At 48.6% G+C, this 14,905-nt stretch carries 10 protein-coding genes; 7 read left to right on the top strand and 3 right to left on the bottom strand.

Annotated features, from left to right (window positions below; all coding sequences use genetic code 11):
- Window positions 1-77 precede the first annotated feature (77 nt).
- Complete coding sequence (locus tag LL912_RS21910) at window positions 78-1,019, top strand: NAD(P)H-dependent flavin oxidoreductase (protein WP_235555751.1); 942 nt, start codon at window positions 78-80, stop codon at window positions 1,017-1,019.
- A gap of 28 nt (window positions 1,020-1,047) precedes the next feature.
- On the top strand, window positions 1,048-3,840 hold the full coding sequence (locus LL912_RS21905) for a hypothetical protein (protein ID WP_235555750.1): 2,793 nt from the start codon (window positions 1,048-1,050) through the stop codon (window positions 3,838-3,840).
- An 83-nt stretch (window positions 3,841-3,923) separates the two neighbouring features.
- Here LL912_RS21905 and LL912_RS21900 read toward each other — a convergent pair whose 3' ends face one another.
- The 3 genes from LL912_RS21900 to uvrA form a co-directional block, all read right to left on the bottom strand.
- Window positions 3,924-4,415: a hypothetical protein gene (locus LL912_RS21900; RefSeq protein WP_235555749.1), complete on the bottom strand. Its 492-nt coding sequence runs from the start codon at window positions 4,413-4,415 to the stop codon at window positions 3,924-3,926.
- Window positions 4,416-4,535: 120 nt separating this feature from the next.
- The gene (locus tag LL912_RS21895) at window positions 4,536-5,498 is read right to left on the bottom strand and encodes a hypothetical protein (RefSeq protein ID WP_235555748.1); all 963 of its coding nucleotides are present in this window, start codon (window positions 5,496-5,498) and stop codon (window positions 4,536-4,538) included.
- 324 nt (window positions 5,499-5,822) lie between these two features.
- Entirely contained in the window at window positions 5,823-8,684 is a 2,862-nt protein-coding gene (uvrA, locus tag LL912_RS21890; RefSeq protein ID WP_235555747.1) for an excinuclease ABC subunit UvrA, read from the bottom strand.
- A 340-nt stretch (window positions 8,685-9,024) separates the two neighbouring features.
- Between uvrA and LL912_RS21885 the strand changes: the two genes are divergently transcribed.
- From LL912_RS21885 to LL912_RS21865, 5 genes are all read left to right on the top strand, one after another.
- On the top strand, window positions 9,025-9,624 hold the full coding sequence (locus LL912_RS21885) for an RNA polymerase sigma factor (RefSeq protein WP_235555746.1): 600 nt from the start codon (window positions 9,025-9,027) through the stop codon (window positions 9,622-9,624).
- 342 nt (window positions 9,625-9,966) lie between these two features.
- Window positions 9,967-11,391 carry a Gfo/Idh/MocA family protein gene (locus LL912_RS21880; protein ID WP_235555745.1) on the top strand — a complete coding sequence of 475 codons (1,425 nt, stop codon included), beginning with the start codon at window positions 9,967-9,969 and terminating at the stop codon, window positions 11,389-11,391.
- Window positions 11,392-12,786, top strand: a complete 1,395-nt coding sequence (locus tag LL912_RS21875; RefSeq protein WP_235555744.1) for a putative oxidoreductase C-terminal domain-containing protein — start codon at window positions 11,392-11,394, stop codon at window positions 12,784-12,786. It begins immediately after the preceding gene.
- A gap of 4 nt (window positions 12,787-12,790) precedes the next feature.
- On the top strand, window positions 12,791-14,035 hold the full coding sequence (locus LL912_RS21870; RefSeq protein WP_235555743.1) for a DUF6807 domain-containing protein: 1,245 nt from the start codon (window positions 12,791-12,793) through the stop codon (window positions 14,033-14,035).
- A gap of 7 nt (window positions 14,036-14,042) precedes the next feature.
- Complete coding sequence (locus LL912_RS21865) at window positions 14,043-14,885, top strand: ThuA domain-containing protein (protein WP_235555742.1); 843 nt, start codon at window positions 14,043-14,045, stop codon at window positions 14,883-14,885.
- Window positions 14,886-14,905 lie beyond the last annotated feature (20 nt).

Below are 14,905 nucleotides of genomic sequence, written 5' to 3'. Positions count from 1 at the left end.
CGTATCTTCATCAGCATGAAGCAGTAAGCCCCGGGCTTTTGCTTTACGATCAGGCCTTAACTCGTAAATGACCACCGTTGTTTCAGAACCGCATCACAGAACTATTCCACATTACCTATCCCATTATCCAGGCCGGCATGGTATGGACCAGTGGCTGGCGACTGGCCAGCGCGGTGAGTAATGCCGGAGGCCTTGGATTGATCGGTGCCGGTTCCATGTACCCGGATGTATTAAAAGTGCATATACAAAAATGCAGAGCCGCTGCCAAGCATCCATTTGGCGTTAACCTGCCTTTACTGTATCCCGACCTTGAAGCACATATCCGGATCATTATCGAAGAAGCGGTTCCGGTTGTTTTTACCAGCGCCGGTAATCCCAAAACCTGGACGGGCATTTTAAAAGAAGCAGGCATCACGGTCGTACATGTGGTCAGCAGCAGCAAATTTGCGCTAAAGGCACAGGACGCGGGTTGCGATGCAGTAGTAGCTGAAGGTTTTGAAGCAGGGGGGCATAACGGCCGGGAGGAAACCACTTCCATGGTACTGGTGCCGCTGGTAGCGGATGCTGTAGAAATACCGGTGATTGCAGCAGGCGGCATTGCAACGGGTAAACAGATGTTGGCTGCCTTTGCGCTCGGTGCCGAAGGCGTGCAGGTAGGAAGCCGGTTTGCAGCCAGTGAAGAAGCATCCTGCCATGCCGATTTTAAAAAAATGATCGTCAGTTCCAACGAAGGCGATACCGCGCTCTCGCTAAAGCAGCTCACCCCCGTGCGATTATTAAAAAACGATTTTTACCAGCAGGTAAAAGCGCTGGAACTTGCAGGCGCTACACCGGCAGCATTGTTGGAACTATTGGGCCGCGGCCGGGCTAAAAAGGGCATGTTTGAGGGCGACCTTGAAAATGGCGAACTGGAAATCGGACAGGTAGCTGCAGTGATCCGGTCGGTTCAACCGGCAGCCGAAATTGTACAGGAGCTATGGACCGGGTTTCAAAACCGCCTGGCTGAGCTCCATACCTGATGCCACGTTATTCAGACTATTCTTACACATGTATACATTGAACGATTTGAAAAACCAGCACTTCTGCCTGTACTGCAACAGAAAATGGCTGTTGCTTATTTGCCTGATCCTTGGCCTGTCTGTAACCGGCCTCGGCCAGCCGTTTGCATCCCTGAGCAAAAAGATAGCGGCCAATGACTCCGTCAATAACTATATGCCCCGGGAAAAATTATTTGTACACTACGACCGCCCTTTTTACAAGGTAAAGGATACCGTATGGATGAAGGGCTATATACTGGCAGCCAGCGATTATACCATCACGGACAGTACCGGCATCGCGTATATCGAAATTATCAACGCCGCTAATGAAGTCGTTAAAAGAACAGCGGCCCCCTGTTACTGGGGACGCTTTCAAAGCAGCATTCCCCTGAAGGAAGATGATTTTCCACAGGGAAGTTATCGGCTTCGTGCCTATACCAACTGGATGCGTAATTTCGGAGACTCGCTGTTTTATGAAAGCCGCTTCACGGTAATTAACCCCATCGCCGGGGAATGGAATGCGCGTATCCATGAAGCCACATATTCCGGTAACCGTATTTCACTTTCTGCGGCGCTTACCACCAATAGTCTGAGCCCGATTGCCCGCAAAAAAGTATTGGTGCGGGTACGGTCTAAAAACCGGAACCTGCTCCGGTTACAAGCCCAGACGGACGGAGAAGGAAACCTGTATGTCGACACCTTACTTAAAGGAGTATTGGAGAACCGGGACCTGATTGTGGAAATCGCAGACAACGAGGACCTGAAATTACAGATACCGGTTAAAACCACCGGTTCAGCTACGATCGACCTTCAGTTTCTGCCGGAAGGCGGCAGCTTTATTGCCGGTAAGCCCCAGTTACTGGGATTTAAAGCACTGAATGTGTATGGGAAAGGAAAGGATGTAAAAGGGGTGATCCGGAACGAGCAGGGACAACAAATAGCCACCTTTGCCTCTATCCACAAAGGAATGGGCATTGTAGCGTTTACGCCCCAGCCAGGCGGCCATTATACCGCTTTCCCCGAACACGGGCAACCGGTAAAACTTCCGGACCCACAGTCATCGGGCACCTTACTGCAGGTAACCAATAATCCTTTGTCGGACAGTTTCCGGGTGATCATCAGCAGTACGCCGGATCTTTACGGCCGGAAATATTTTTTTGCCGCCACCTCCGGAGGACTTTGCTTTGCCAAAGGTCCGCTTACGCTTTCTGAAGGACCACACCGTCTTTCCATTGCTAAAAGCATGCCGCCATCCGGCATTACCCGTCTGGTACTTTATGATAGCCTGATGCGCCCCGTAAACGAGCGGGCCGTTTTTATCTGGCATAAGGACCCTCTGCAACTTGCACTTACACCCGATAAGTCGCTATACAATACAAAGGACAGCGTGTCGCTGCTCCTTACTGTAAACAACGGGAAGCAACCGGTTCCGGGTAGCTTTTCCCTTGCCGTGATCGACACCAGCCAGGTTCAGATGAACAGACTGTCGGAGAATATCATCAGTTATATGCTGCTGAGTGCTGATCTCAAAGGAACAATAGAAGAGCCCTATTATTATTTTCAGGATCCCCTGCCGGGAGCAGTAGACGCATTAATGCTCACCCAGGGCTGGGTGCGTTATGAATGGCCGTCGCAGAACTTCAGATTTATACGGGAGCACGACTTCAGGATCACGGGGAAGGCCACTAATATTTTTAATAAACCGTTCAGTAATACCAAGATAACCGCTTTTGGTACCATCGGGAAAACAAGCATGTTTGCGATGGACACCGTCACCAACCAAAACGGGGTATTTACCCTGGATCATTTCCCTTATTTTAACAACGACAGCGTAAGTATGGTGATCAAAGGCCTTAACAAAAAAGGCAAGGCCTTTAATATAGGTATCGAAGTTGACGAGCCGGTTTTTCCTGCTTACACGAGTGCACCATTGGCATTTGATCATCAGAATATCTTACTCGACACCGCAACGGTTCAGTTTGTAAACAAGCAGGTGGCTATCCGGAAGCTGATCAAAAAGAACGGGGACTACCTGGATGAGGTGGTGGTAAAAACCAATGCCGGCATTACCGGGTCTAAAAACCTCAATAAAAACGGTGGCGCCGATCAGGTAATCAATGAAAGGATCCTGGATAAAACCCCCAAGATCACCCTGCTGGATGTGCTTTACAAACAGGTAAAGGGGTTCCGGCAGGGCTCCCCCCCAAAAAGCATCCGTCAAATGTATATGGTCAACAGCAACATTGCCCGGTTTATTATCGATGGAATGGATCTGAATTTCTTTTACCAAAACAGCGGTGCCGGCCCCAATGATTACCTGCTTTTTCTCGATTCGTATCTGAAATATTTTTCAGCAGAAGATGTACGGGGTATTGAGGTAATGAACAATCCCCGCTACAATTCATCTTACCGGTCCCACTATTTGAGTACGGCAGAATTGATGAACTCCGGGCCCGCCAGCATTGACTACTCGTTTATTGAAATTACCACCCGCACGGGATCGGGGCCGTTTCTAAAGAAAACACCTGGTATGTACTTGTACAAACCGGTAGTACCCGTTATTGCCCGACAATTTTACAGTCCGCGCTATACTTCACCGGATGAGAAAACCATCCTCCCCGATATGCGTACCACGGTTTACTGGAACCCCGAGATCATTACGGATAAGGATGGGCAGGCAAGGGTTTCATTTTACACCTCGGAAAGCAAGGGAAATTATATAATCCTGGTGCAGGGTACAAATCTGACAGGAGGCATGGGCGTATTGTATCAGCCGTTGAAGATCCGCGAACCAGAAAACTAAATCATTCGCGGAACGCACAGTGTAATTATATAACCGTTCGTTCCGGCAAACAGATTGTTGTTGGCGATACCGCACCGGTATTATTACTCACCGCAGGGCACCTTGTGCAACTGGATGCCTTCATTAAAGTGAATGCTATCGCGGTTGCTAAACAACAGCTTTCCGTCTTTTTCTTCCATAGCACCATGCCCCTCTATTGCTATGCTGTCTTTAAGCAGGAAGGCCACCTGGCGCATGGAGGTTTTTCCTTCCGAAACAAAGGTATAATCGGCTATCAGCGTATCTCCTTTTAATACACCTTCTATCGTTCCCTCGTTTTTATCCTTCTCATGAAAACGATATGTAAGCTTACCCGTTACTACATTGGGGAAGACCTCCGCCTTAAGAAAGAAGGAATCACGACCACTTTGGCCGGCATAACAACCGCCTGCAGGTATCATAATATGGTTTTCCGTTTTACCGGCCGAATCTTCCGCTGCAGCTATAGGTTTGGCCTCCTGCTGCGGATTGTTGCAGGCAAGGCCAAGCATGAACAGCAGGGCCCATTTTCTGGATGAAACATTTATCTTTTTCATACGATTTTTAATACGAAGCGTTATAATCATTGTCACTTACAGGCTAACGACCGGAGTGATATGTAGCTGGTCATTTACGTTCTCAAGCATTCCGTCAGCCCTCCTTCGCGGCCCCCCGCGTTACTGGTTTCCGCCCTGGAACCCGCCGTTGTTTCCACCCTGGCTTCCCCCATTGTTGCCACCCTGAAATCCGCCACCGCTGATATTACCTGTTGTAATTTTATCATTCCAGCCATATGGCACCAGGTCGGCCACACTTGAAGTAAATGTGCGTGAACGATTGTTACGGTCATACACCCGAACCGTTTTGCCCCGGGGGATATAGATAGACGATGCCTGACCCGAAAGGAAGCCCAGGTCTGAAGGACCGAAATTCCCATCAGGAAGCTCCCGATACATCCCCGAGTATTTTGCATCCTTATAAAGAATCACCCGGTTTCCCTGGGGTGGTTGTCCGCTGTTTCCACCGCTGATATTACCCGTTGTAATTTTATCATTCCAGCCATATGGTACCAGGTCCGCCACGCTTGAAGTAAACGTACGCGAATGATTGTTACGGTCATACACCCGTATCGTTTTGCCCCGGGGGATATAGATAGACGATGCCTGCCCGGATAAAAAGCCCAGATCCGAAGGGCTAAAATTCCCATCGGCAAGTGCTCTTGCCATCCCCGAGTATTTTGCGTCCCTGTAAACAATCACCCGGTTGCCTTGTGGGGGCAGGTTATTGCCGGAATCATTGCCAGGGTTGCCCGGCCCCTGCCCGCGCCATACTTTTACAGATGACACCCTGTTCCTCCAGGAGGCCGGTAAACAGCTTACGGAGCTTGTGAACGTTACCGACCGGCCGCCCAAACGGTCGTTCTCAAACAACTGAATACTCCATCCCTGGGGAATGCGAAAAGATGAGAGCCGGTTATTCCCGATCCCTAATTGCGCCGTCCGGTACGAGCCAGGCCCCAGGTAACTTTTGCGGCCCAGATACAAACATCCCTCAGATAAGATAACAGCATTGTTGTTTTGCGCGATGGCAACAGCAGCAGCTACAACTAAAAGAAATACGGATAGGTATGCCTTTTTCATATAAGAATGATTGGTTTTGTTTTAAAGTACCTGCCAAACAGGCGTAGAGGGCCTCAACAGAATGCCTATTTAAAATTACGAACTTTAAACAGATTTACTAGAAAAGATTGGGCATCATCCGGCTGGTGGTATTATCAAATAGTTTTCTGCTTTGTTGAACCGGTACCAATTGCTGCAACTTCATCCACCGATGGTTGCTTCTGTGTTTACATACCAGCGTAATAAGGAAAGGAAGCCATGGCAACCCGGATTATGCCGGTAAACGTAATTGTTTGCCTGGTAACGATACCGCAACGCCACCGGCATCGCCTGGGCCGGTCCGGTTTACAAATACATTCCTGTATAACTGTTTTTTACCTTCCTGATCCCTGAGGGTACACCTTCATATACCAGTTCCCCGCCGCCATCACCGGCTTCGGGTCCCAGCTCGATCAGCCAGTCGGCACTTTTGATCACGTCAATATTGTGCTCGATCACCAACACGGTATGTCCCTGCTCGATCAATGCATTGAACGAGGCCAGCAGCTTTTTTATATCATGAAAATGCAAGCCGGTGGTGGGCTCATCAAAAATGAAAAGGACCTTGTGATTGTTTTTTCCTTTTCCCAGGAAGGAGGCTAGCTTTACCCGCTGCGCTTCCCCGCCGGAAAGAGTATCAGAGGATTGCCCCAATTTTATATAACCCAGGCCCACATCACTCAGCGGCTGTATGGCCTCCTTTATTTTTTTCTCATCTTTAAAGAATTCCAGGGATGCATCCACACTCAACTCCAGTATATCATGAATGCTTTTATCCTTGTAGGTTACTTCCAGCACTTCTTCCTTAAAGCGCTTGCCGCCGCAGCTTTCGCAAATCAGGTGCACATCCGCCAGGAACTGCATTTCGACTACCTGTTCGCCCTCACCCTTGCAGGTATCGCAACGGCCACCGTCTACGTTAAAAGAAAAATGCTTAGGCTGAAATCCCCGCATTTTACTGAGCGGTTGTTTGGCAAACAGGTCGCGTATTTCATCATAGGCTTTTATATAGGTTACCGGGTTGCTGCGCGATGATTTGCCAATGGGATTCTGGTCTACCATTTCGATCTGCTGCACGCTTTCCACATCACCGGTAATGGCTTTATGAAATCCAATTTTATCGCCGGAAACCACCGGTTCTCCTTTCATCTTTTGCAATGCCGGATACAGGATCTGCTTGACCAATGTGGTCTTTCCGCTACCACTAACTCCGCTTACCACAGCCAGTACATTTAACGGGAAGGTTACAGTTATATCTTTCAGGTTGTGATGCCGGGCCCCTTCTACTTTTATAAAGCGCGTCCATTTACGGGTAGTAGCCGGCGGCTCAATAGAAAAAGTGCCGCTCAGGTATTTACCGGTAAGGCTGTGCGGGTCTTTCAGCAATTCTTTATACGTTCCTGCCGCCACCACTTCACCGCCCAGGTGTGCCGCCAACGGTCCCATATCGATGATATGATCTGCATGCCGCATTACCATATCATCATGTTCCACCACCACCACTGTATTGTTCAGATCACGCAGCTCTTTCAGTACTTTAATAAGATTATCGGTGTCGCGCGAGTGCAGCCCGATTGACGGCTCATCCAGTATATACAACGAGTTGGTAAGATTACTCCCCAGGCTCCGGGTAAGCTGGATCCGCTGGCTCTCGCCCCCGCTCAGTGTATTGGCTACGCGGCTCATGGTTAAATAACCCAGGCCTACTTTCAAAAGTGTATCCAGGCGGTTGGATATTTCCAGCAGGATCCGTTTGGCAATGGCGGCTTTATGCGCCGGTAGCTTCAGCTTGTCGAACCATGCTTTCAGATCCCTGGCCGGCATTTCCCCCAGTTCGCCGATATGCTTGTCGCTTATTTTTACATAGAGCGCTTCCTTGCGCAAGCGGTACCCGTTACAATCGGGGCAGGTGGTACGTCCGCGGTAGCGGCTCAGCAATACCCGGTATTGTACTTTATACAGGTTTTGCTCTACTTCTTTAAAAAAGTCGTTGATGCCATACACAGAACTGTTTCCCTTCCACAACAGTTCGTATTGTTCTTTGGTAAGATCGGCCACCGGCTTGTGAATCGGGAAATCATATTTGGCTGAAGCCCTTATAAACCGGTCTTTCCATTTGCCCAGTTTTTCACCTTTCCAGGGTGCTACGGCACCTTCAAACACACTTAGCCGTTTATCAGGAATCACCAGGTCTGCATCGATGCCCAGTACCAGGCTAAAGCCTTCACAGGTAGGACAAGCGCCCAGCGGGTTATTAAATGAAAACAAATTGGGGTTGGGCTCTTCAAATACGATCCCGTCCAGCTCAAAGCGGTTATTAAAATCATGGAGCTGCGTCTTGCCATCAGGGGCAATGGTCTGTACATAAACAGCACCTTCCCCTTCGTAGAAGGCCGTACCGATGGAATCGCTCAACCGGTGCCGGTCGTCTTCATCCAGTTCTCTTGCAATGATCCGGTCGATCAGTATAAATACCTGTGGAGCGGATTTGGTTTTTATTTCGTTTTTTGATATTCCCAGCAATTGCGAAATAGCCCCATCCTCCTGCTCCAGCAGGTCTTCAATATCCAGCACATCCAGTTCGGCTCCACGTGTGCCTCCACCTGCCGCAACCCGGGTAAATCCTTTTTGCAGCAGGATATTCAGTTCCTCGCGCACATTCCGGTTCGAGTGTAATTTAAACGCCACCAATACAAACACTTTCGTTCCCGTTTCCTGCTTTTCAATAGCAGCGATCACATCGGCTACGTCATCTTTTTTTACCTCCTTGCCAGAAACGGGCGAAATCGTGGTACCGGCCCTTGCAAAAAGCAGCCGGAGATAATCATAGATCTCCGTCATGGTACCTACGGTACTCCGTGGTGTACGGGTGATCACTTTCTGCTCAATGGCAATGGCCGGGCAGAGATTTCGGATATAGTCCACGTCCGGCTTGTTCATCCGGTTCAGGAACTGGCGGGCATAAGCGCTCAGGCTTTCTGCATAACGCCGCTGCCCCTCCGCATAAAGGGTATCGATGGTGAGCGAAGATTTGCCCGATCCCGACACGCCGGTTACCACAATCAATTTATTCCTGGGAAAACCAACCGTTACATTTTTCAGGTTATGTACCCGGGCGCCTTTCACAAAGATTTCATCCTTCTTTTCCACGGTTTTTGCCTTCGCCATTCCAATTACATTTTTAAGAGGGCACAAATTTAGCTTTTAAATACCTGAAAAAGCTGCCCGATTAAAATCAGGCACTGTTATTTTAACAGACCGGATAAAGGCGTCTGACCAGCGCAACAACCTGTTCAATTAATTAATATTCAAATATTTATAAATAATGTTAAAAAATTTTAACATTATTTTGAAGATTTTGGGGGCAAAATCTGGATACAAAGCGCCGGCAATAAACGTTGAAACTCCTATTTTCGCAACACTCGTTTACCCGGGAAAGAGAAAATGCGTGAAAGATGGGGTAAATTCGGAGGTTATTGAACTAAGTTTTAATCTAAAAAAGGTGGAAATGAAAATTTCCGCGTTAATTGAACAACGGATGATAACTTACTTAAAGAAGACTGATAACGAGCTCATAAATCTATTTTCAAAAGGACATACTTCTGCATTGGATTCTCTGTTGAATCGGTACCAGGAGAAATTGTTCAGTACGGTACTGTTTCTGGTAAAGGATAAATATCATGCGGAAGACATCTGCCAGGATGTTTTTATAAAGATCATCGAAACTTTAAAAAACGGCAAGTACAAGGAAGAAGGTAAGTTTTTGCCCTGGGCAATGCGTATTGCCCACAATCTTTGTGTGGATTATTTCAGAAAACTGAAACGGATTCCGTTTGCTAAAAACAGTGTAGATCACGAGGTATTGGATACCATTAATTCCTCGGAGCAAAATGTTGAAGAAAAAATCATCACCGTCCAGAATATCGGTAAGGCCCAGGATATGCTGGAGCAATTACCGGAGGAGCAGCGCGAGGTGATCATCCTGCGCCACTTTGCCAACCTGAGCTTTAAGGAAATAGCAGACATGACCGGATGCAGTATCAACACGGCACTGGGACGGATGCGCTATGGTCTGCTGAACCTCAGGAAAATGATGACGGGTAAATAAAGAGCATGTCATCTTGTAACTCCTGATGGAAAAAGAAATTCAGTAATGAATTTATTTGCCGAATACCATCCGGTTGTTACAAGATGACGACTAATTGAGCCGCTCCGGTAAAGAACCGGGGCGGTTTTTTTTATGCGTTGCCGTACCGGTTCAAAAGAATAGCAGGTTCTTTTTATTTCAAACGTTGTAGTAAAAAATGACGCTTCCATTTCCGCAACCTGTGCCTGAAAGTTACTATTTTAGTTTCCCGTAATAACGATAGGTGCCTGCAGGATTGCTTTACAGAACACGGTTGCTTCAGGCATTACCATCCGCTTCAATACCTGTTTTAATTTTAAGAACATGCCGAATTTAAAAAGCAGAAGAAATTTTATCCGGAGCTCCGCTACCCTTTCAGCGGGAGCCTTCCTGTTACCCCGGGTACCCATGATTGTACCTTCATCTTTTTTTACCAAGGACGCTCCCAGTAACAAGGTCCAGATCGCCCAGATCGGCTGCGGCCGTATTGCGATGACCCATGATCTTGTAGAAACGTTTAAACATGAGTCTGCACGGATCGTAGCCATGGCCGATGTAGACCGTTACCGTCTGGAAGCCGGTAAAAAAAGAGTGGAAGAATGGTACGCCAAAAAAACCGGCAAGGCCAGTTATATTGACATTAAGATGCACGACGACTACCACGAGTTGCTCGTTAATAAAGACATCGACGCAGTCATCATCAGTACTCCCGACCACTGGCATGCACAGCCGGCGATGGAAGCCGCGCTTGCCGGCAAACATATTTACCTGCAAAAGCCCACATCCCTCACCATTGAAGAAGGGCGCTCCATGAGCGACACCGTACGTAAATCGGGGGTGGTTTTCCAGTTGGGGAGCCAGCAGCGGTCGATGCATCCCTGGCCGCAATTTAAAAAAGCCTGCGAGCTGGTACGTAACGGCCGTATTGGCCAACTGCATACGGTGCATGTAGGTTTACCGGCCGACCCTCCGGGAGGCAATACCACAGAGATGCCCATACCGGAAGGATTTAATTATGATATGTGGCTGGGGTCCACGCCCTATATTTATTATACACAAGACCGGGTGCACAATCAAAAAGATATTGAGTCACGGGGCGGCTGGCTGCGGATGGAACAGTTTGGCGCCGGTATGATCACGGGTTGGGGAGTGCATCATATCGACATTGCACACTGGGGAATGGACACCGAATTAACCGGACCCATTGAAGTGGAAGGCAGTGCCCAATTTCCGAAAACCGGCTTGTGGAACGTGCACGGCGACTATGAGGTAAAAGCCAAATATGCCAACGGAATTACCATGCTTATTAACAGCAAGAACCCAAATGGTGTTAAATTTGAAGGCAGTAACGGATGGATCTTTGTATCCCGGGGAAATGTGGGTGTAACCGCCTCCGACCCGGGTGCCGGTTCCGGGGGGCAGAACAAGGCCTTCAATGCCAGCGATCCAAAGATCCTTACTTCGGTTATTGGTCCGAATGAGGTGCACTTGTATGAGAGCAGGGAACAACACCTGAACTGGGTAGATGGCATCATCAATAAAAAACCCACCATCAGTCCGGCAGAAGTTGCCCACCGCTCCTGCAGCGCCTGCCTGGTAGCACATGCGGCCATGAAGCTGGGAACGAAATTATACTGGGATCCCAAAAAAGAGCTGTTCAAAGACAATATCGAAGCCAATAAGTTATTGTCCAGACCGCAACGGTATCCTTATGGAACCAATTATGTATTGAACAAACAAAAAAAATAAATGAAGAAAATTGTATTGCCCGTGGCACTGCTCGCATTGATGGTATCCTGTAAAAACAATGAATCAGGCAGCGCTGCAACAACCGACTCCACCTCCCGCATCACCCTGATTACGCTGGATCCGGGGCATTTTCATGCAGCCCTGGTGCAAAAAGAAATGTATCCCGATGTGGACAGCAACGTATACGTGTACGCTCCCGAAGGGCAGGATGTAGACCTGCACTTAAAAAGGATCGAATCCTATAATACCCGTGCAGAAAATCCAACGCATTGGAAGGAGAACATTTACACCGGAGCAGATTTCTTCCAGAAAATGATCGCGGACAAAAAGGGCAATGTAGTGGTGATGAGCGGCAACAACCAGAAAAAAGCCGAGTATGTGCTCAATACAGTAACTGCCGGACTGAATGTGCTGGCAGATAAACCCATGGCCATTGACAAGACCGGCTTTGAGCTGGTAAAAAATGCATTTGCAAAAGCAGCAGAAAAGAACGTGCTCCTTTATGATATCATGACCGAGCGCTTTGAGATCAACACCCTGCTGCAACGGGAGTTTTCGCAGGTTAAGGAAGTATTTGGCGATCTGGAGAAAGGTACGCCGGAGCACCCGGCTGTTACCAAGGAAAGCGTGCACTACCTTTATAAATTTGTTTCTGGATCCGTGCTGCAACGTCCGTCCTGGTTCCTGGATGTAACCCAGCAGGGGGAAGGCATTGTGGATGTAACCACGCATCTGGTTGACTTGGTGCAATGGGAATGTTTCCCGGAGCAGGTGATCGATTATCAGAAAGATATTGAAATGGTTTCGGCTAAACGATGGACCACACCCATTACCCTTAGCCAGTTTTCGGAAATTACCAAGCAACCATCCTTTCCGGATTATCTCAAAAAAGATGTCAAAAATGATTCCGTGCTGAGCATCTATTGCAACGGAGCCTTCAATTACAAGCTGCGGGGTGTAAATGCAAAAGTTTCCGTAACCTGGGGCTACAAAGCACCCGAAGGCACAGGTGATACTCACTACTCCATCATGCGCGGCACCCGCGCCAACCTGGTCATCCGCCAGGGTGCGGAACAAAAATACAAGCCGGTGTTATACATCGAACCGGTTAAAAAATCCGATGCCGGTTTTGAAAAAGATCTTACTGCGGCATTGGCCGGAATACAGGCCAAATATCCCGGTGTGGAGCTTGCAAAAACAGCAGCGGGATGGCAGGTGGTGGTACCCGAAAAATACAATACCGGGCATGAAGCACATTTCGGTCAGGTGATGCAGCGTTACCTTCAGTTCCTGAAAGAAAAAAAGATGCCTGCCTGGGAAGTGCCCAATATGATTGCCAAGTATTATACCACAACCTCGGCATTGGAACTGGCCAAAAAATCAGCAACAAAATAGTATCATGACAAAAAAGATCCTTTACCTGCTGGCCTTTACTGTATGGGCCGGGGGAAGCCCGCTTCATGCACAACGCATCAGCAGCTGGCAGGTAAAAACATCCGGTAATGAAACCTTTTCCATCCCGGTAAGTGTTGACCTGGATGCGATTACAACCGAAGCCGGCAGCAACCTGCAGCTTTTGGAAACCACCAGTGGTAAAAAAACAGCTGTCCCCTTTCAGGTAGCACCCGGCAATGGACGCCGGCTGTACTGGATGCTGGAACCCGGCAGGCAAAAACTGCGTTCCTTTGAATTGGTAAAAACTACGGAATCCCAATCCGCGGCGGGCAGCCTGCAAACCGACCTGGAAAATGGTGCCGTTACCATCCGTTACGGAAATAAAAACTTCCTGCGGTATCATTCAGAAACCGTGTATCCGCCTAAGGGCATCGACACCGCTTACAAACGCAGCGGCTTCATTCACCCGTTATGGACGCCCAACGGGGAGGAACTGACACGGATCAATGCCCCCGATCATTACCATCACTGGGGGATGTGGAATCCGTGGACGCATGTATTGTTTGAAAAAGATACTGTTGATTTCTGGAACCTGCGGGACCGGAAAGGGACTGTTCGGTTTGCAGGTTTTGGTGCCCTCGTTAACGGACCGGTTTATTCCGGGTACGAGGCCCTGCATCAGCACATCGTGTTTAAAAAGGATGGCACAGAAAAAAATGCCCTCAACGAATTACAAACGGTAAGGATCTACCGGCCGGATGACCGAAATAACAATTACTATATAATGGATGTGACCGTACAGTTAAGTTGTGCCGGCGCCAGCCCGGTAAAACTGCTCGAATACCGGTACGGCGGATTGGGCATTCGTGCCACGGCTGAATGGAACAAGGACAACAGCGTTATTTTTACCTCCGAAGGTAAGGACCGTAAAGCAGCCGACGGCAGTACGGCACGCTGGTGTGTGGCGCAGGGACAACTGCATCAGCAATATGGCGGATTGGAGATGATGAGCCACCCGGCCAATTACAATTACCCTGAACCGCTGCGGGTATGGCCCGAAAATATGAATAACCGGGGCGATGTATTTTTAAACCTCTCGCCTACCAAAAATAAAGACTGGCTGCTGGAGCCCGGCAAAGAATACCTGCTGCGATACCGCTTCCTGGTATTTAATAACCGGCTTCCAAAGGAACAGGCAGAAGAAGCCTGGCAGGCCTTTGCACATCCTCCAAAAATCACATTTAAATAAAATTCTGATGAAAAAATACACAGCGGTACTGGTTTTAGCAGCAGCATTGTTTGGGGTAACCGGCCTCCATGCGCAAAACGCTCCCAACTGGAAAAAGGTGCGGGTATTGGTATATACCAAAAACGGCAAAGGATATGTACATGATAATATTCCGTTTGCAGTAAAGGCCATCCAGCAGTTGGGTACCGTTCAGGGGTTTAAAGTAGACACCAGTTCCCGCCCGGAGGTGATGACGGAATCCAATCTGAAACAGTATACCCTGCTGATTTTTCCCAGCACCAATAATGATGTATTTGATACCGATGCCCAGCGGCTTGCTTTCCGGCGCTATATTGAAGCCGGGGGTGGTTTTGTGGGTTTGCATTCCGTAACAGGTACCGAGCGCAACTGGCGGTGGTTTAAAATGATGCTGGGTGGTACCTTCTCCTGGCACGCTAAATTCCAGCCCTTTACGGTAAGGGTTATAGATACCCGCCATCCTTCTATGAAAGGCGTACCCGCCGTTTGGGAGAAGGGCGATGAGTGCTATTTTGCCAAGGAAATGTACCCCGGCCCGCGGGTGCTGATGGTACACGACCTCCGCACTATTGATACAACCAGCATCCAGCAAAAAGAAATGCTTCAGAAAAACCGCGGCAATTACGGCGACTTTTACCCCACCGCCTGGGAATATGCCTTTGATGGCGGCCATACCTGGGTCACCACCCTGGGGCACGACAAAAAAGACTACAGCGACCCGGTGTACCTGAATCATATCCTGGGAGGAATCCGGTTTATCGCCGGCCAGGTAAAAACCATCGATTTTATGAAAGCCTATGCACAGCACCGGGATGATGAAGTAAGGTTTTAAATGAGGACCGGTCAGATTTC

Source organism: Niabella agricola (assembly GCF_021538615.1).
Lineage (GTDB): Bacteria > Bacteroidota > Bacteroidia > Chitinophagales > Chitinophagaceae > Niabella > Niabella agricola.
The sequence above is the reverse complement of the archived record's forward strand: the minus strand, read 5'-3'. Positions and strand labels throughout refer to the sequence as shown.

Coding starts and splice junctions, on each gene's coding strand:
- LL912_RS21895 (WP_235555748.1), bottom strand. CDS start 5,498: ATGAAAAAGGCATACCTATCCGTATTTCTTTTAGTTGTAGCTGCTGCT.
- uvrA (WP_235555747.1), bottom strand. CDS start 8,684: ATGGCGAAGGCAAAAACCGTGGAAAAGAAGGATGAAATCTTTGTGAAA.
- LL912_RS21900 (WP_235555749.1), bottom strand. CDS start 4,415: ATGAAAAAGATAAATGTTTCATCCAGAAAATGGGCCCTGCTGTTCATG.
- LL912_RS21875 (WP_235555744.1), top strand. CDS start 11,392: ATGAAGAAAATTGTATTGCCCGTGGCACTGCTCGCATTGATGGTATCC.
- LL912_RS21865 (WP_235555742.1), top strand. CDS start 14,043: ATGAAAAAATACACAGCGGTACTGGTTTTAGCAGCAGCATTGTTTGGG.
- LL912_RS21880 (WP_235555745.1), top strand. CDS start 9,967: ATGCCGAATTTAAAAAGCAGAAGAAATTTTATCCGGAGCTCCGCTACC.
- LL912_RS21905 (WP_235555750.1), top strand. CDS start 1,048: ATGTATACATTGAACGATTTGAAAAACCAGCACTTCTGCCTGTACTGC.
- LL912_RS21885 (WP_235555746.1), top strand. CDS start 9,025: ATGAAAATTTCCGCGTTAATTGAACAACGGATGATAACTTACTTAAAG.
- LL912_RS21870 (WP_235555743.1), top strand. CDS start 12,791: ATGACAAAAAAGATCCTTTACCTGCTGGCCTTTACTGTATGGGCCGGG.